General features: G+C 52.6%; 19 protein-coding genes. 16 read left to right on the top strand and 3 right to left on the bottom strand.

Going from position 1 to position 17,520, the window contains the following annotated elements; translation table 11 throughout:
• The first annotated feature begins 10 nt into the window (after positions 1 to 10).
• From IAE55_RS01420 to glpX, 12 genes are all read left to right on the top strand, one after another.
• The gene (locus tag IAE55_RS01420) at positions 11 to 1,546 is read left to right on the top strand and encodes a sulfatase family protein (RefSeq protein ID WP_145157135.1); all 1,536 of its coding nucleotides are present in this window, start codon (positions 11 to 13) and stop codon (positions 1,544 to 1,546) included.
• A 219-nt stretch (positions 1,547 to 1,765) separates the two neighbouring features.
• Positions 1,766 to 2,191, top strand: coding sequence for a DMT family transporter (locus IAE55_RS01425; protein WP_076166721.1), 426 nt, complete (start codon positions 1,766 to 1,768; stop codon positions 2,189 to 2,191).
• 52 nt (positions 2,192 to 2,243) lie between these two features.
• A complete protein-coding gene (locus IAE55_RS01430) occupies positions 2,244 to 2,969 on the top strand; it encodes a Crp/Fnr family transcriptional regulator (protein WP_200630721.1) in 726 nt (241 codons plus the stop codon).
• Positions 2,966 to 3,469 carry a DMT family transporter gene (locus IAE55_RS01435; RefSeq protein ID WP_200630722.1) on the top strand — a complete coding sequence of 168 codons (504 nt, stop codon included), beginning with the start codon at positions 2,966 to 2,968 and terminating at the stop codon, positions 3,467 to 3,469. Before IAE55_RS01430 ends, IAE55_RS01435 begins: the two co-directional genes overlap by 4 nt.
• Positions 3,470 to 3,484: 15 nt before the next feature.
• Positions 3,485 to 3,883, top strand: coding sequence for an NUDIX hydrolase (locus tag IAE55_RS01440; protein WP_200630723.1), 399 nt, complete (start codon positions 3,485 to 3,487; stop codon positions 3,881 to 3,883).
• 237 nt (positions 3,884 to 4,120) lie between these two features.
• Positions 4,121 to 4,606, top strand: a complete 486-nt coding sequence (locus IAE55_RS01445; RefSeq protein WP_200630724.1) for an RrF2 family transcriptional regulator — start codon at positions 4,121 to 4,123, stop codon at positions 4,604 to 4,606.
• Positions 4,607 to 4,633: 27 nt separating this feature from the next.
• A complete protein-coding gene (locus IAE55_RS01450; RefSeq protein ID WP_200630725.1) occupies positions 4,634 to 4,909 on the top strand; it encodes a DUF896 domain-containing protein in 276 nt (91 codons plus the stop codon).
• A gap of 125 nt (positions 4,910 to 5,034) precedes the next feature.
• On the top strand, positions 5,035 to 6,054 hold the full coding sequence (locus tag IAE55_RS01455) for an LLM class flavin-dependent oxidoreductase (RefSeq protein WP_145157140.1): 1,020 nt from the start codon (positions 5,035 to 5,037) through the stop codon (positions 6,052 to 6,054).
• Between the two features lie 238 nt (positions 6,055 to 6,292).
• Positions 6,293 to 6,586, top strand: coding sequence for a hypothetical protein (locus IAE55_RS01460; RefSeq protein ID WP_200630726.1), 294 nt, complete (start codon positions 6,293 to 6,295; stop codon positions 6,584 to 6,586).
• Between the two features lie 143 nt (positions 6,587 to 6,729).
• Entirely contained in the window at positions 6,730 to 7,521 is a 792-nt protein-coding gene (locus IAE55_RS01465; protein ID WP_200630727.1) for an alpha/beta hydrolase, read from the top strand.
• Between the two features lie 230 nt (positions 7,522 to 7,751).
• A complete protein-coding gene (locus IAE55_RS01470) occupies positions 7,752 to 8,750 on the top strand; it encodes an LLM class flavin-dependent oxidoreductase (RefSeq protein ID WP_145157142.1) in 999 nt (332 codons plus the stop codon).
• 270 nt (positions 8,751 to 9,020) lie between these two features.
• Positions 9,021 to 9,995: a class II fructose-bisphosphatase gene (gene glpX / locus IAE55_RS01475; protein ID WP_200630728.1), complete on the top strand. Its 975-nt coding sequence runs from the start codon at positions 9,021 to 9,023 to the stop codon at positions 9,993 to 9,995.
• A 71-nt stretch (positions 9,996 to 10,066) separates the two neighbouring features.
• Here glpX and IAE55_RS01480 read toward each other — a convergent pair whose 3' ends face one another.
• On the bottom strand, positions 10,067 to 10,798 hold the full coding sequence (locus IAE55_RS01480) for a class I SAM-dependent methyltransferase (RefSeq protein ID WP_200630729.1): 732 nt from the start codon (positions 10,796 to 10,798) through the stop codon (positions 10,067 to 10,069).
• Positions 10,799 to 10,970: 172 nt separating this feature from the next.
• Between IAE55_RS01480 and IAE55_RS01485 the strand changes: the two genes are divergently transcribed.
• The 3 genes from IAE55_RS01485 (at position 10,971) to IAE55_RS01495 (ending at position 13,010) form a co-directional block, all read left to right on the top strand.
• Positions 10,971 to 11,471, top strand: a complete 501-nt coding sequence (locus IAE55_RS01485) for a DUF2243 domain-containing protein (RefSeq protein WP_200630730.1) — start codon at positions 10,971 to 10,973, stop codon at positions 11,469 to 11,471.
• Positions 11,472 to 12,299 carry a cytochrome c oxidase assembly protein gene (locus IAE55_RS01490; protein WP_234489227.1) on the top strand — a complete coding sequence of 276 codons (828 nt, stop codon included), beginning with the start codon at positions 11,472 to 11,474 and terminating at the stop codon, positions 12,297 to 12,299.
• 117 nt (positions 12,300 to 12,416) lie between these two features.
• Positions 12,417 to 13,010: a thioredoxin family protein gene (locus tag IAE55_RS01495; RefSeq protein WP_234489228.1), complete on the top strand. Its 594-nt coding sequence runs from the start codon at positions 12,417 to 12,419 to the stop codon at positions 13,008 to 13,010.
• A gap of 13 nt (positions 13,011 to 13,023) precedes the next feature.
• On the opposite strand, the gene pdxR is transcribed toward IAE55_RS01495, so the two are convergent.
• Together pdxR and pbp4 are read right to left on the bottom strand one after the other, a co-directional pair.
• Positions 13,024 to 14,451 (bottom strand): MocR-like pyridoxine biosynthesis transcription factor PdxR, encoded by a 1,428-nt coding sequence (gene pdxR, locus IAE55_RS01500; RefSeq protein WP_200630732.1) that lies wholly within the window; start codon positions 14,449 to 14,451, stop codon positions 13,024 to 13,026.
• Between the two features lie 108 nt (positions 14,452 to 14,559).
• Positions 14,560 to 16,614 carry a penicillin-binding protein PBP4(5) gene (gene pbp4 / locus IAE55_RS01505; protein WP_200630733.1) on the bottom strand — a complete coding sequence of 685 codons (2,055 nt, stop codon included), beginning with the start codon at positions 16,612 to 16,614 and terminating at the stop codon, positions 14,560 to 14,562.
• A 154-nt stretch (positions 16,615 to 16,768) separates the two neighbouring features.
• On the opposite strand from pbp4, the gene IAE55_RS01510 reads away from it, so the two are divergent.
• Complete coding sequence (locus IAE55_RS01510; protein WP_145157148.1) at positions 16,769 to 17,464, top strand: FHA domain-containing protein; 696 nt, start codon at positions 16,769 to 16,771, stop codon at positions 17,462 to 17,464.
• The last annotated feature ends 56 nt before the right edge of the window (positions 17,465 to 17,520 follow it).

Genomic DNA, 17,520 nt, shown 5'->3' on the forward strand with positions numbered 1-17,520 from the left:
TTAGGGTTCAATGGCTTTAACGAAACCGAATATTATATTTCTGATGACCGACCAGCAGCGCTGGGATTGCATCGGGAGATTCAATCAGCATATCAAAACACCGACGCTCGACCGTCTTGCGGACGAAGGGATCGTATTCAGCCAGGCGGTTTGCCAAGCGCCAATGTGCGTTCCCAGCCGCAGTTCGATGATGTTCGGGCTGTATCCTTCGCAAATCGGGGTAAGAACCAACCGGGACGGCCTTGACGACGAGGACGGTTTTCCCATCCCGCCTTTGCCGGAGCTGCTGCGCAGGCAGGGCTACCAGACGGCCGGTTTCGGCAAAACGCACTGGAATCACGGCCGGCGATCCCACCCGTCGGCGCGCGGATTTGAGGTTCGGGCTATCGGGCTCGGCCGGGACAGCGGGCATTACGAAGAGAATGCGCTGATGATGGATGAGGATGATCCGGAAGGATTGAGCGCATATTATGAGGAAACCCGCGATTACGGAAGCGGGGAAGAAAATGTGCTCGGATATATCGGCCGCACCAGCGAAGTGCCGATGCACCGGCATCGTGACGGGTGGGTGGCTGAGCAATGCAAGAAGTTTATCGAGCACGGGCTGGATGGTTCGCGGCCGCTGTTTCTGTATTTGTCGTTTCTAAAGCCCCATGCGGGCTTTAATGTTCCGAAGGAGTTCGAAGACTGGTATCGGCTCGAGGACATTCCGGACATTGAGCAGCCTCCTTGGGAATTAGAACAGGGAACGCATGTGGAAGAAGAGGCTTTGATCCACGGAGAAGGCGGCAGCCGATATTGGGACAGAAGGCAGATGTGGGAACGGATGAGCGTGATGGAGCGCAGGCGGACAACGCTGCGTTACTGGGCCAACTGTTCTTGGCTGGACCATTATTTCGGAGAGGTGCTGGACGGTCTGCGTTCCAAGGGATACCTGGACAACGCTCTGATCGTTTTCGTATCGGATCACGGTGAAATGTTGGGAGAGCGCCGGTTCCGCTTCAGTAAATATTGCTTGTTTGAGAGCAGCGTACGGGTTCCGATGATATTGTCCGGCAGCTGGATTCCCGCTGAAATGCGTGGGATAACGGATGACAGGCCGGCCGAGTTGATCGACCTGGTTCCCACGCTGGCGAAAGCATCGGGAGCCGAACTTAATCCTGTGCTTCCCGGTCTCGACTTGTTAGCAGGCAAGCGGCGCACAGGAACGTTTTGCGAGTTCCACCGGACGACAGATGACGAACGATTCGCCGCTCCGTCCGTCATGTGGCGCAAACGGGATTGGAAGCTGATCATGTCTTTACCAGGGCCACTGGACGATGCAGACTCCAGGCTGAAAGAGCTTAAGGGGGAGCTGTACCATCTGAAGGAAGATCCTGGCGAGTGGTTTAATTTGTACAGAGATGAACGCTTCACGGCGATCCGGGAACAAATGACCTCCGAATTGCTTATGCACCTGGCAATTACGTGGACAAGAGGACCATCGTTTGGACGTGCGGAATTCGGAAATGCTGAATTTTATAGCCCGTCTCTCGAACCGCGATGACATAACCTAAGATCGAGGGCCGCAGATGAAGATAAACCGCACGTTAGCAAAGCTAACTGACGTGCGGTTTTTTGTGTGTCGGAGGGTCTTTATGCAGTCCCGGTCTGCTGTTCAGATTCATTGGCTGCGGGATTCCATCCAATTGAGGACATATGTCCTATCCTATACCGCCGCGGTTGCCTTTTAATAATGACAGAACAATACAGAGGGAGAGGACCTATGAAAGGCATTATATTTGCACTGCTGGGGGGCGCCTGCATTACGCTGCAGGGTGTCGCCAACTCGCGGATCAGCGGGGATATCGGGACGTGGCAGGCCGCGGCGGTAACCCAACTGACCGGCTGTATTCTCGCGTTGATCATCCTGCTGTTTGCACGGGACGGCAGCCGGGAGGGCTTTACAAGCGTCAAGCCGCTGTACCGCATCGGTGGGGCCTTGGGAGCAGTCATCATATTCAGCGAAGTGACGTCGATTCAGACGATCGGAGTGACCTTTACGATTTCCGCATTATTAATCGCCCAGCTCTGCCTGACTTTTATTGTCGATCTGAATGGCTGGTTCGGCATGAAAAAACGAAAGATCAGCCCCGCACAGTTTATCGGGATCGGGATGATGATTGCGGGCGTCGTTATTCTTAAATTTTGACATCGTTGCCGTACGCCATTATGATGGGCCTAAGTTAGAGGGGACGTTCAAGATGAGAGAGATTCAGGACCGCGGGCTGCTGGCGGATTACATGCGCCAATATGAGCTGGAGACGATATTTAACGAACCGTTTAGACCGCATTTATCGCTGTATGGCTTTGACCAGGGAGAATTCATTTGCTCGCAGGGAGCACCTGCGGAATATTTATACGTGCTCGTCAGCGGGAAAATTAAAATCTATACCACCTCACCCGAAGGGAAAACGCTGATCCTTAACTTTATGAAACCGCTGGAAATTATCGGGGATATCGAATACCTCAAGGAAACGGATACGGTCAATACCGTTGAAGCGGTCACGACCGTGCATATGATCGGCATCCACCACCGATGGCTGCGGAAATTTGGACAGGATTACGCTCCTATGCTCCAGTTTCTGCTGGATATGATCACCAATAAGTTTTATATAAAATCCAATTTTCTAAGCCTTAATCTAATGTATCCGGTTGAAGTCCGGCTGGCCAGCTACTTGCTGTCGATCTCTTTCGACGATGCGGATACATCCGGGGAGGAACAGCGGACAGCCATCAACCTGGTGGATGCGGCCAACTTAATCGGGACCAGCTATCGCCACGTCAACCGGGTGATCCAGAAGTTTTGCAAAGACGGACTCGTGGAGCGGGATAAAGGATATATCCGCGTTATAGACAGAAAAGGGCTAAGCGATCTGGCTGGACAAAATATTTATGAAGTCGTAACGAAAGGAGGGGCAAACCAATGATGCTTGGTCTTGTGTTATCACTGATCGCCGGCTCCCTGGTGAGCATGCAGAACATTTTTAACAGCAAAATGAATCAGCGTATCGGCTCCTGGGCGACAACTACGTGGGTGCTGTTCCTCGGGTTTGTCGCATCGTTCGGCATCGGCTTGGCGGTCGAAGGCAAGGGCATGCTGACACTCCAGCATATGCAGCCATGGTACTGGTTCAGCGGCATGATCGGAGTGGGGGTTGTGTTTTGTCTGATGCAGAGCATGAAACTGCTTGCACCCACTTTTGCCATCGCCGTAGTCATGACGTCCCAGCTTGGGTTTGCGCTGATTTGGGACTCGCTTGGCTGGATGGGACTGGAGAAAGTTCCGCTGACTCCGAACAAAGTGATCGGCGTGCTCGTTATCGTGGCCGGAATCGTTGTTTTCAAAATCGGCGAAGGGCGGCTTCCAGCGGGAAAATCTGCTTCCGTTCAAAAAGAGACTGCCGCGTTCGAGCAAGGAAATAGATAAGGAGTGAAGACGAATATGACGACCATGATTGATAAGGTTGCCTGGATTCAGATTCAGGACGGACGGGTACTCTCCGCACGTTCCAAAGGAAAGGACACGTATTATTTGCCTGGGGGAAAGAGGGAACCCGGTGAAACCGATGAGCAGACGCTGATCCGTGAAATCAGGGAAGAGCTTACAGTTGAGATCGATCCGGAGACCCTTGCATTCGTGGGAACGTTTGAAGCTCAGGCACATGGCAAAGCGGAAAATGTGACGGTCCAAATGAGCTGTTACACCGGCGCATATTCTGGCGAGCTCCGCCCATCGGCGGAAATCGAGGAGTTTTCCTGGCTGACCTATGCGGATCGCAGCCGCGTATCGCCAGTATGCCAGCGGATTTTCGACCATCTGCACGAGCGTCAATGGATCTGATCAGGTGTGCCTTGATAAGAAACGGATATTCACAGGAATACGCATTCCTGCCGGGTATCCGTTTTGTTGTGTTGTGAAAGTTACTGCAAATTTTTCATTGTGAAACTAATGGTTTACATTTGGTCCGATTTCATATAATCTAATACGGACAATAATTATCCGCTTTAGTCGGCAAAACCAAATTTTCCGCTCAAATGGGATTGATGGAGACCACATTAATATTGGAGGTGACGACCTATGCATATGAAGACCGGCGTGGAGCAGTGCGTTTATGCGATTTTTCTGCTGAGCATGCTTCCGGACAAGGCGGTTCTGCCCGGCGAGGCGATCAGCCAGCAGCTCGGCACTTCCCCGACGTATTTCCAGAAGCTTTTGCGTAAGCTGGTCAGCGCGGATCTAATCACCTCCGTGCCCGGGGTAAAAGGCGGGTTTAAATTGAAGAAAAAAACAGAAGATATCCGTATCTACGATATTTACATCGCCATTGAGGGGCAGCAGTCCCTTTATTCCTCCAGCGGCATTTTCCGGGATATGCTGGAGCTGCGGGACGATCCCGATCCGTGCTGCCTTCTGGCCAATTTGATGGAAGAAGCAGAATCCGCCTGGAAGAACGTGCTTCAGCGGGAGACGGTAGCTTCCATTTACGACGATGCGCATCGGGAGCGTTACAAACAGAAGATTGAATCGCTAAAGGATTGGGTTCACGAAAAAATGGTCGTATAACATACAAACAAGAAAAGAGGGAAAAGCATGATTACGATTTTAAGCCGAATCAATGAGCTTGCCAAAAAGGAAAAAGAAGAAGGGCTCACCAACGCCGAACGCGTGGAACAGCAATCGCTACGCGAGGATTATCTCCGCGAAATCCGCGGGCAGGTGCTGGGCACGTTCTCCCGTTTGACGGTGGTCGACCCGCTGGGCAATGACGTTACGCCCGAGAAGGTCCGCAAAGTCAAGGCTGAGCAGGAGGAGACGGAAGAGGAAACCCCCGGCGTTGTAAACCGGATTCGCCGCTATTTGGATTAACGGCCGGCGACAGAGACTTTACGCATATGCACTTTTATCGATCACTATCATTCATTTGCATGACAACTTAGATTCAATTGTCCTACCGACATTCATATAAATTTGCAGGAAAGAAGCTGATACCTATGAGCAACCACGATACGAAAACGCTGGATCAGATCAAGTTTTCCGTTCTTGATTTGGCACCCATCGTCAGGGGTGGAACCGCGGCCGAATCGTTTAAAAATACATTGAACCTGGCGCAGCACGCCGAACGTTGGGGCTATAACCGTTATTGGCTGGCTGAGCATCACAACATGCCGGGCATCGCCAGTTCGGCAACGTCCGTCGTCATCGGATATGTAGCCGGAGGGACCCAATCGATCCGCGTCGGTTCCGGAGGCATCATGCTGCCTAACCATGCGCCGCTGGTCATTGCGGAACAGTTCGGTACGCTGGAAGCCATGTATCCGGGGCGGATTGACCTTGGACTCGGACGCGCTCCGGGTTCCGACCAACTGACCGCAGAAGCACTGCGCCGCGATCCGAGCAACGGGCATTATTTTCCGCAGCATGTTCAGGAATTGATGAGCTATTTCGACGAGAAGTCCAAATATAACCGCGTCCGGGCCATTCCGGGGGAAGGACAGCAAGTTCCGATCTGGCTGCTCGGCTCCAGCGATTTCAGCGCTGCTTTGGCTGCCAAGATGGGCCTGCCGTTCTCCTTCGCCAGTCATTTCTCGCCCGATCATACACTGCAGGCGCTGGCCATTTACCGGAGACAGTTTCAGCCGTCTGCGGTTCTGGACAAACCTTACGCCATGGTTGGAGTAAACGTGTACGCGGCCGATACAACGGAAGAGGCGGAGTTTATCGCCACATCGCATCAGCAGCAGTTTCTCAGCCTGATCCGGAATACGCCCGGCCAGCTCGCCCCGCCTGTTAAATCGCTGGAAGGCAACTGGAACGAGTTCGAGAAGGCGCATGTGATGAAACAGATCCTTTCATCGGTCATCGGCAATCCGGAAGAAGTCAAGCAGCAGCTGCAGGCCTTCCTGAATGAGACCCAAGCGGACGAAATGATCGTCAACTCAATGGTCTACGACCCAACGGCACGCCTGCGTTCTTATGAGATCGTGGCCGAAGTCACCGGTATGAAAAAGTGAGAGCTATGAATCGCATATGACTCGTGTAAATCAACGTGATTGAGAAAGGCTGGCCTTATTTATAAGGTCAGCCTTTTTTTTGTCCCGTCGGCTCATGGAATTTTATAATGGAGTATGCTTGAACACGGAAATAAGGGAAGGGTGCAACATTTGCCGCTGCTTTCTCGTTCTTTTAACAACAGAATGAAGGCTCAATCAAAAGTTCCAGCCCATCCAGGCGAAAGGGGAAGACGGCGTTATGATTAAATATGCCATGATCATGCTGCTGCTGCTGGCAGCGGCTTTGCTCAGCGGATGCGAGCATTCAGAGGATACCAAGCCAGCCATTATTTCCGAGGAGCAGGCGGTTCAAATCGTTCAGCAATATGAGGAGCGCAACACCAGGCTTGGTGAGCTTAAAATCGTCGGCGTGGAACACATCGGGCATCAATATAAGGTATCTTGGGAGCGTAAGAGCAACTGCGAGAGCGGAACGCATATTTTGGAGGACCGTAATGGGCAGATCGTGAACAGTACCGTATCGATCTGTTGAGAGCAGGGGGAAGAATCAAAACGGATACGGCTTCAGTACTGGGCATTCCCAGGTGATCGGCTAAAAAAAACGACAGCCTTGTCCGGATGGTGTATAATTTTGGAAATGTTAGGTCTACACCATTTGAAGAAAGGATGAGTGCCATGCGATTTCCTTTTGATAATCCTGTCCGCGAAATCACCTACAAAGTGGTAAAAGACCGGAAGCTGCGTTTGTATGTTTCCGAACCGGACCAGGAGGCGGTAAACAGGCCGGTGATTTTGTTTTTCCAAGGGGGGAGCTTTCAGCCAAATCCGAAGTTCTCGCCGGCTCAATTTCAGCACCAGGCCCATGCTTTGGCATCCTTAGGCGTCGTTTCGATCTGCGTGGACTACAGGACAGGGCGAGATGCTGGATTTACCCCGCTGCAGGCGATTATGGATGTTAAATCGGCCGTGCGGTGGGTGCGTCAGCATGCAGAGGAGCTCGGTGTCGATCCGGAGAAGCTGGCCATATGCGGAGCTTCGGCGGGCGGGTATATTTCCGTATCCTCCATCATGTTCGACCGCTTGAACGACGATTTGGACGATGTGAGCGTGAAGGCCGTTCCCGATAAGCTTGTCATCTTTGCAGCCGGGATGGACGGGGTGGACATTATGTCCCGCCGATACCCCGAGCTGCTGCCTATTGCCGAAGAGATTTCGCCCATACATCACGTGCGGCGCTGCCTGCCGCAGACGCTCTGGGTATGCGGGACCGGCGACGATTTGTATGACCAGAACCGCGGCTTTGTTCAAGAAATGCAGGATGCCGGTAACCCGATTACGTTCAAAACTTATGATGGTATGGAGCATGGCTTTTTTAATTACGGCCGGCACAACAATACCTATTTTCATGAAACCAGGCAGGATATTGAGGGCTTTCTCCGCCCGTGGTTGGAGCATACTGCTGAATAAAAGCTTGAATAACTCTGAAGTTTGGCGCTCAGGCCAGGAACGAAAAACGGTGTGTCGCCGGATTTTATCATGCTGACAGCGGGTCAGAGAATCTCCGAATTGATTTGATGCCAGTCTTTACTTTTCGACCAGGATATATTACGATAACGTGGATAATGTTTATCCTCTTTGATACTGGATGAATAAATTGCGTTCAGGATGATGTTTAACCTGGAAGGGAAGGTAACCTCATGAAATTAAGTGTATTGGATCAAGCACCCGTTACGATAGGAAATACGGCGGAAGGAGCGCTTCACAAGGCGGAAGAATTGGCCGTTCTGGCCGACGAGCTGGGATACACCCGTATGTGGATGGCTGAGCACCATGGGGCGCGCACGTTTGCGAGTTCTGCGCCCGAAGTGACGGCGGCCCGACTTGCGGCCAAAACGCAGTCCATTCGGATCGGCACCGGTGGGGTCATGATGATGCATTATTCCCCTTTGAAGCTGGCCGAGGTGTTCAAGACGCTGAGCGCATTCACGCCTGGCCGGATCGACTTCGGCGTCGGCCGGGCACCCGGCGGAGATACTAGCTCAATGTATGCCTTGTCGGAAGGGCGGCAGCTGATGCTGCACAATATGTACGAGAAGCTGAAGACGACGCTGCAGCTGATGAATGATGAGGTTCCGGAAGATAGCCTGTACGCCAAAAACGCCGCATCCCCGGCCCACGTCTCCCTGCCTGAGGCATGGCTGCTCGGATCAAGCGGCGACAGTGCGCTTAAGGCCGGAGAGATGGGTGTTGGGTATTCGTTTGCGCAATTTTTCAACGGAGCGATGAGCCGCGAAATTCTCGATATTTATAAAGACCAGTTCAAGCCTTCGGCATTTATGGAGAAACCGCAGATCAGCGTGACCTATTTGGTGACCACCGCTGAGACTAGGGAAGAAGCCGAATATGAGGCGTTGCCGCAGGATCTGTTTCGGCTTATGATGGCTAAGGGGCGGCAGATCACGCAGCTGCTCACTCCGGAAGAAGCGCATAATTACCCGTTAACCGAAATGGACCGGATGCTGATCCAGGACAACCGGAGGCTGCATTTGGTTGGCCCGGTTAAGGAAATTGCTGCCCGCCTGAAGGAAGAGCAGGAGCTGTATGGATTTGATGAGGCCATGATCTGCAGCATCCCGCATTCCCAGGAAAAGCGGCTGCAGGTATATAAGTTGCTGGCACGCGAGCTTTTACAATAGTATATATGACGTAATAATAGCGTACTTACCTCTTGCGATAATGGAGGGGAGTACGCTTTTTGGATTATTTATAGGACTTGGAAACGATATTCATCCCATCTATAGCTGTATTAAAAATTAATGATGTCATATATATTGATAAGTAACTTATTATGACGTAATATATAAAACACAATAAAATGAAATGGAAGGGGGCTTGGGTTTTCACTCAGCAGCACACGGCAGAATTACCGAATTAACAGGGCATGGAATAGGAGGAGAGGTAAAGATATGGAACGTCATATTGCTATGGATATGGTAAGAGTGACAGAGGCGGCGGCGCTTGCCGCCGGACGCTGGACGGGAAGAGGAGACAAAAACAGCGCAGATCAGGCAGCAACGACAGCGATCAGGAAGCAATTCCATTCGATGCCCATTGATGGAACGGTCGTGATTGGCGAGGGGGAGATGGACGAAGCTCCCATGCTCTTTATCGGAGAACAAGTGGGGGACCGCCGCGGTCCGAAGGTCGACATCGCGGTGGATCCGCTTGAGGGGACCGAAACGGTAGCCAGCGGTTTGAACAATGCCATATCGGTCATTGCCGCCGCTCCCGCAGGCCAGCTTCTGCATGCGCCGGATATGTACATGGCCAAGCTGGCGGCAGGTCCGAAGCTGGCCGGCCAGCTGTCCCTCGATGATCCGATCGAAACGACGCTTTCCAAAGCATCGGCCATACTGAACAAGCCGGTATCGGATATAACGGTATCGATTCTGGACCGGGAACGCCATCAGGACATCATTGCCAAGCTCCGGATGATGGGGGCACGGATCAAGCTGCTCAGTCACGGCGACGTCATGGGAGCGATTGAAGCGGCGATGGAGAGCGAAGTGGATCTGTATGTCGGCTCAGGCGGTGCGCCTGAGGGTGTTTTGGCCGCCGCCGCCCTCCGCTGCCTTGGCGGGGAGATGCAGGGAAGACTGCTTCCGGCAGGCCCGCCGGATCTCGAGCGCTGCCTGCGGATGGGGATTCCGGATCCGCACAAGGTGCTGACGATGGACGATCTCGTTGGTACAAAAGAAGTGCTGTTCGTTGCCACCGGCGTCACTTCCGGATCATTCTTGAACGGCGTGCGATACCTGCAGGAAGACAAAGCCGAAACCTATTCGGTCGTCATGCATTCGGCCAACAAGACGATCAGCTACCTGCGGACGATCCATGAGCTTCCGGTGCAGGAGGCATTGGTTCAAGGGGCGGCAATGTAACGCTGGGTGCCTTGCAGTGAGCACCGGCATCGAACCAACAAGGACAGGCGGGAAGCCTGTCCTTGTTGGTTTTATTTTTTCTCAGCAGACAGAATGAGGAACATCGGCCGGCGGGTTTCGTCCTTCATACCAGGGTGATGCATCAATTTCGGGTCGGGAAGCGGCTCGCGAACCGCCGTGATGGCAAACCCGGTGCGAATTAAATCGTTGATGTAAGTGGAAAGGGTACGGTGATATTTAATGACATGATCCGTTAAAAACGCTGTGTTGCGAACACCTTCATCCTGATAGTGATCCACCGGCCAGTACAGCGGGCTGCCCTGGTCGTCCAGAATCCATTCCTGTTCGGGCCGGGACGTAAAAATAGGATGCTCCACCGAGAAGACGAAGGTACCACCCTGCTTTAAGCAGCTGTGTACTTTTTGGCATACGACATCAAACGACTGCACGTAATGGAAAGCGAGCGAGCTGAGGACGACGTCGAAATGGCCGTCGGGAAAGTCGATATCTTCGATCGGTGCCTGCAGATAGGTGATTGCCGGATCATCCGTTTGTTCACGTGCGGATTCCAGCATTTTAGCCGAAATGTCTACGCCAACCACCTCAGCTGCATGCTGTTCCCGCGCATACCGGCAGTGCCAGCCAAAGCCGCAGCCGAGGTCGAGAACCGATTTGCCCTGCAGATCCGGAAGCAATGCTTTAAATTCATGCCATTCCCCTGCAGCCCCAAGCCCACCGATGGACCGGGGCATCTCTTTATACGCCGCGAAAAAAGCGGAATCGTCATACTTGTTTTGCTTCATAACCGATGCACTCCTTTATTAGCTATTCACCGTTCCTCTTGTTTCCATCTGATCCAACTATAAATTGGGTGTGTCTTCCGGGTCAAGATGATGCTGGATTCAGAACATGTTATAACCTGGCATCGACTGGGTATATTGAGAAATAACATGTCTTACAAAAGGTGGAAAAACCATGAGATCCAACGCAACGGAGTCTTTCAATCTTTCAGCACGGATTACGTATTCCAGCCGTAACCTCTGGTCGGGATTTCTGGCCGGCATCGGATTTATCGCTTTTGTGGATGAGGTCGTGTTTCATCAGCTACTGCATTGGCATCATTTTTATGACAAATCCTCATCGGCCGTGGGGCTTGTGTCGGACGGCCTGTTTCATGCGCTCAATTGGTTCGCGACGGTCGCCGGCATGTTTATGGTATCGGATCTCCGGCGGAGAAACGCCATGTGGCCGAAACGCTGGTGGGGCGGCATGCTCCTCGGCGTCGGCGGATTTCAGCTGTATGACGGGACGATCCAGCACAAGTGGATGCGGATTCATCAGATCCGGTACGTTGACAACGTCTTCGTATACGACGTCGTTTGGAATATCAGCGCCGCCGTCATTATGATCATCGGCATCATGCTGATCGTTCAAACGGGCAGATTAGCGAAGCGGAAAACGGAAAGGGACGGTTAAATGAATATGACAGGACATCACGCAGGTCATGCTGTCGGAGGTCACCATGCTGCCGAGAATCTCCATGACGCCCTCTTTATCCTCTTATTTCTCGTGCTTATCGGCTTCTACACCGTGACGGCGAATGCTTCGAAACGCCGGTTTAACAGATGGCCCGCCATGCGCACGATCTGCTGGATCCTTGGTGTCACTGCTGCGGCAGCAGCGTTAACGGGACCACTGGCGGCAAGGGCACATGACGATTTTTTCTATCATATGCTGGGGCATCTGCTGCTTGGCATGCTCTCCCCTTTATTGCTCGCATGCTCTGCTCCCATAACCTTATTGCTGCGCAGCTTAACGATTTCGTCGGCGCGCAGGATGTCAGCCTGTCTGAAAACCCGGCCAGTGCGTCTGCTGAGCCATCCAGTTACGGCATCACTTTTGAACGTCGGAGGACTGTGGGTGCTGTATTATACCGGCTTGTACTCGGCGATGCAGCACCATGCGGTTCTTCATGTTTTGGTGCATGCACATATGTTTGTCGCAGGGTACATATACGCCGCGACGCTGCTCTGCATGGATCCCAGTCCTCACCGGACAGGATACGGATTTCGTGCAGGCATCCTTGTGTTATCTCTTGCCGGACATGGAATCTTGGCTAAGGTTCTATATGCATATCCGCCGGGAGGCGTCCCCATAGCTCAGGCTGAATCGGGAGCACAGCTCATGTATTACGGGGGAGATGCCGTCGACCTGATCCTCATCTTTCTGTTTTGTCTGCAGTGGTACAAGTCGGCACGGCCTGGCAAAAGGCACAAGACCGCTTCGTCCCCGGCCATTTCGTAAAATTGACTTTTTTAATAAAAGGAAACTGACCATTTCTATAGGGTCAGTTTTGTTTTATGTTGGTAGATATACGAATAAGAAAGGTTGGAAGTGGCGATGACAGAAGCGGTCAATCTAATGAATAAAGTCGGACAAGGGATTACTCCGCAGCAATTTATGGAACGTATGCAGGTCAGAGAAATGGTTAACAGCGGGATACCGAATACCGTTGAAAGGTTTTATGACAAATATCATGGATTCCGTACGCTCGATTCGGCCAGGCGGGGTTTGTTTGCATCTTCAGGCGAGCGTTTAGGCATTCGCTGCCTGATCTTGTGCACGGACTGGTGTCCGGATGTCATGTGGAACGTCCCCGTGCTGTTTCGGATCATGGAGCAGTCCGGCATCCCGGTTGAAGCGCTGATCATGGAAGAACATCTGGATACGATGGATTTATTTCTGACGGACGGCGGAAGAGCCCAGCCTGTGGCGATATTTGTTGACCGGGGTGGCAACGTGCTCGGCAGGTGGGGGGCGCGCCCAGCCTACATTCAGCAAGTGATGGACGACTTTAAAGCCAGCCGGCCGGACCGGCAGTCCCCTTCCTATCAAGAACAGCTGAACCAAGTTTACCGGGACATCGGAGCTCTTTACCTTGAAGGCGACCGGTACCAGGATGTCATTTTGCAAGAGCTGGACGTGCTGTTTCGTCGTTTTGTTCAAACACCGTAGTGATAGTAAGAGATTAGGTGCCGAACCAAGCCTTTTTTAAACGAAGGATACCTTCTTCCATAACCGGAAGCGGAAGGCCGGCAAAGCCCAAATAAACGACAGGAAGGGGGGCATCGGGAGGGTCAGCCCACATACTGCGGAAATCATACACCCTGACCCGCTGCTGTTCAGCCCGCTGAATCAGCTCTTGAGCGGTACCATGGCGGCGGACGCTCAGCTGAAGGTGAAGCCCCGCATGCTGACCGGTAATATGGACTTGCTCACCCAAGTGAATGCGTATCAGGTCTATCAAATGATGATGCTTCCTGCGGTACAAGTTGCGTGTCTTCCGCAAATGTCTGTACCAGTGCCCCTCCCGCATGAACCGCTCCAGCGCCCACTGTTCCAGGCGCGAAGGTGCATGCAGCAGATCAGGGTGGAGGTTGGATAAGTTGAGCAAGAGTGTGGGAGGAACGACCATATAATTGATGCGGAGCGCAGGCGACAATGTCTTCGAGAAGGTACCGATATAGATAACCCTGCCTTTGTTATCGAGCCCTTGAAGGGAGGGGATCGGTTTTCCCTGATACCGGAATTCTCCGTCATAGTCATCCTCGACAATATAAGCGCCCGCCGTTTCGGCCCATGCGAGCAGACGTACCCGCTGCGAATACGGCATGATGCTTCCTGTCGGGAACTGATGCGAAGGTGTGACATATACGGCCTGAAAAGGAATTTTTGCCAGCTCATCCACAAGCAGCCCTTGGCCGCTAACCGGGACCGGAACCGCCTCCCAGCCGTATCCGTTCAATAGGTTCCTTACGAGATCGAAGCCAGGCTCTTCAAATGCCACCCGCCGTACCCCGTCCAGTAGTTTAACCAGAATTCCGATGCTGTACGACATGCCGCTGCCAATGATGACTTGCTCCGGTGAACAGAGGACGCCTCTGGAATGAGCCAGATACTCCGAGATGGCAGCCCGCAGTCCCGGTTCGCCTCGGGAATCCCCATATCGACCCAGCTGTGCGGCCAATGGCTGTATGGCTTCTTTTAGCATTTTGTTCCATGTCCGCAATGGAAACGAATTTCCATCCAAATGGGTAGGGTTAAAATCGATCCAGTTCATGCCTTCTTCGGGTAAAGGCTCGTGAAAGTCGGGTACGGTATGGTTAGACTGCATGCGCGAAGCCGGAGATGCAAGGGCATTTTGTATAAATTCAGGGTCGTCCACCACGTAAAAGCCTGACTTCGGTTTGTTGATAGCATAGCCTTCGACCACCAGCATGTGATATGCGGTTTCGACAGGCGTCTTGCTGATATGAAGCTGCTGCTGAAGCGCCCGTACGGATGGCAGGCGCGACCCAGGCGCAACTTTCACTAAGCGGATTTGTTCGCGGATCAAATGATAGAGTTGAAGATATAACGGAGAGCCGGAATGCTCGGGTAGCAAAAGGTCAAACATGGGATACCGCCTTTGCGTTGTATTCGCTGATTCTTGTCCTCATCGTATCACAAGAGGGACTCGATCTGCAGCGATGGCCGCAACGCAAGTTGACGGATTTCTTGACCGTTATTTTGTTTGTAGATTCAGTATATTTAGAAAAGGCTTCAGCTTGTTCACGACGTAGTGGCTGCCGCCGCGTGCATGTACATTTTCGATCAGTGCGGATATCAGGAAAGAAGATTGCTCCGCGTCGAAGGCGACCACGAATCCATTCTCCTCGCCCTGTTCGCCTTTTTTGGCTTTCAGCTCGGCTGTACCGGTTTTTGCCGCCAGCTTCAGCTCGGCAGAAGACAGCGCGTGAGCGGTGCCGCCGCTTCGGCTGACGACCTGCGTCAGTGCATCTTTGACCGTTCCGGCAACCTGTGGAGTGATGATTTGGATCGCTTGAGGAGATTGTTGATCTTCCTGCTGTAGAAAGAGGATAGGGGGGACAAGTTGACCTTGCTGGGCGAAGGGTGTGAATGCGACCGCCACATGGATCGGGGACAACAGCATTTCTCCTTGTCCATAGGACGTATCGGCGAGCAGAACTTCCGAAGCCAGGTCCCGGTGGGAGGCGTTGGCATACTGGCTTGGCTTCAGGTTGATCACGTCCAGCCCCCAATTCTCGCCGAAGCCGAATTTGGATATGCCATCGATAAATTTGCCACTGCCCATTTCCAGCGCTTCTTGTGCAAAATAAATGTTGTCCGAATACACGAGGGCATCCACCATATTCACGGAGCTGACATCCTTCACCCGCGTGACATAGTACCCGCCCCAGCCCGCGTCTTTTTTCCAATGCAGACCGTCAATGCGGCGGGTCTTATCCGCTTGGGTTATGCCTTCGGTCAGGCCGGCAGCGGCCGTCACCGCTTTAAACACCGAACCCGGCGCATACCGGGCCGCGAACCGGTTAAAGAAAGGAAGCTCCGGATCCTTGGAATAAGCATCCCATTCCTGCTGTGACAGGCCGGTGACCATTTGGTTCGGGTCATACGAAGGGGTGCTGACCAGGGCCAGCAGATCTCCATGCTTCGGGTTCATCAACACTGCCGCGCCGGTATCGCCGGACAGCGTACGGTACAGGTCCTGCTGAAGAGCGGAAGCGACCGTAAGGCGGAAGTTCTCGCCGTTTACCGCTGGCTTCTCGGCAACGATGCGTTTACGGTTCCCCTTCGCGTCGGTAATTTCGATCAATCCCCCTTTCCGTCCCCGCAGCTGCTTTTCCAGCGATTGTTCCAGTCCGGCCTTGCCAATCCAGTCCCCGGCTGCATAATAGCCGTCTTTATCGTTCTGCAAATCTTCCTGCGTCACCTGACGGACATAACCGGTGAGGTGGGCGGCGGCTTGGCCCAGCGGATAATACCTCACTTCTTTCGGTCTGACCGAGACGCCCGGCAGTTTCTGGGACAGATCGGCATCGGGAACATTGGCCATTGGTACAAAATAATCCGGTATAACCCATTTCTGCGCCAGCTTTTTTTGGATATATTCCACCGGAAGTTTGAAGTAGGCGGAGATGCCTGCGATCGTCTGATCCGGATGGTCTCCGAGCTCGGAAGGGGTAATCCCCCATTCGTATGCGGTGCCGCGGGTGGCCAGCGGGTTCCCGTCCCGGTCCGTGATTTCACCACGCTGAGGCGTCAATACCCGGACCCTTACTTTGTCGCCGGAGGACATCTCTGGTAGAATCAGAGAAGGATGCCACTCGATGGCCCAAACCTTATTATGGTCTAGCTCAACCTGAACCAGCTTCATGTGGTAATCCCCATCAACATCGCCGATCTGGGTATGCCAGGTAGCGGTATAGTCCATGGAATAATGATGATCCTCTTCGGACTGGAAGGCAGGCCCCTGCGTCACATTAACGCCGGTAACGCCCATTCCGCTGAAGATCGATTGGTATTTCTCGACGAACTGCTCGCGGCTCATTCCCGATTGCTCAAGGGATTCAGGCGTCATGAGGTCGTAGAGCCTGTCAAATTTCATTTCTTTCAGACTGTTGAAGTAAGACTGCAGCGTCTGTTCGGGACCGGGTTCATCCCGCCCCTGAATAAACACGTATATCGCCATCCCGCTGGCAACCAGAAAAGCTAACAGCACGTATGTAAAAAATTGTTTTCGCTTTAATCGCTTCATTGCTATAAACCTCGCTTTTGAAATATAATTCACAAGTAAACATGGAAACGGGTATAGGCTAACTATAAAATCAGCCGGGTAGGCAAACAATGGAACAAATCTGACGAATTTATCATTGACGGGAGAAAGAGACAAAGGAAAGTGAGAGGTAGATATGCCGGACAAAATCAAAATCATGATTGATACCGCCGGCCAGAAAGGCCATGGATCGTTTATTTACTTGGAAGAAGGAGAAACCGTGACGGTTGGTAGACATACCGGCTCGGAACAAGGGATGCTTGAGATATACAACCTGCTGGTATCTAAACAGCACTGCCGGATCGCGTGGACCGAAGAGGGGCTTCAAGTCGAGGATTTAGGCAGCAAGAACGGGACCGAGCTGAACGGCCAGCGCTTGAACCCCCATGAACCCGCTGCGGTGTCTCCGGGTGACCGCCTAACTCTGGTGAACGGACTGGTTGCTTTGGTGCTGGAGACGGTCATGGATCTGGAGGAAACGAGGGAGTATGTTTTTTCGGGGTGGCCTGAAGACGATGTGCGCTTGAATGACGATATGCAGAGCGTTCAGATTGATGAGGAGACGGTCCCGCTATCTAAGAAGGAATACCAGCTGTTTAAGCTGATGCACAGCCGGCTGGACCATTTTGTGACCCGGGACGAAATTATGAGATATGTATGGCCGGAGCGCTGCATCGATGATACTGAGCTGGTTGGCATTGACGAGGTCAATTCGCTGATTTACCGGACGAACAAGAAACTGCAAGGATATTTCGTCATCAAGTCGGTGTACAAAAAAGGCGTATATATGAAACGGGAGCATCAAGATGCGGATTCTGCAGTTAGTAGATGAAACGAGAGTAAATAGAGAAGCGGGAAGAACCCGCCCGATTTTTCGGGGGGTTCTTC

This window comes from Paenibacillus sp. S28, from assembly GCF_016624415.1.
GTDB lineage: Bacteria > Bacillota > Bacilli > Paenibacillales > Paenibacillaceae > Paenibacillus_AQ > Paenibacillus_AQ favisporus.